Here is a 438-nt window from a genome sequence, read left to right on the forward strand (position 1 = left end):
TGATTGTTCGATAATCCTGCTCTGCGTGCGGTGGTATTTGGCCCACAATCTCAGCCTCCGAAATCTGGAGGAGATGATGGCTGAACGAGGCATCTCCGTCGATCACGCGACCATTCATAGATGGATCGTGCGCTATTCGCCGGAACTGCTAGAGCGGTTCAATCGGCGCAAGCGAGCCGTCACCGGCCAGTGGCATATAGACGAGACATATATCAAAGTCCGGGGTCGTTGGACGTATCTCTACCGTGCCATCGACAGCAACGGTGACACGGTCGAGTTCTGGTTCAGCGAGCGGCGCAATCTGACTGCCGCCAAGCACTTCCTGAGGCGGGCACTTAAGCGGCATGGACGTCCTGAGCGGATCGTCATCGACGGCAGTCAGACTAATCGAGAGGCGGTCCTAACCTGTGACACGGCAGACCGATTGCTGGACCGATC

At 57.1% G+C, this 438-nt stretch carries 1 protein-coding gene; it reads left to right on the plus strand.

What is annotated here, in order from left to right:
* The coding region (locus tag FEZ63_RS19190) for an IS6 family transposase (protein ID WP_244622890.1) at positions 1-438 on the plus strand (438 nt) is incomplete at both ends.

This window comes from Microvirga brassicacearum, from assembly GCF_008757455.1.
In the GTDB taxonomy this organism is placed as follows: domain Bacteria; phylum Pseudomonadota; class Alphaproteobacteria; order Rhizobiales; family Beijerinckiaceae; genus Microvirga; species Microvirga brassicacearum.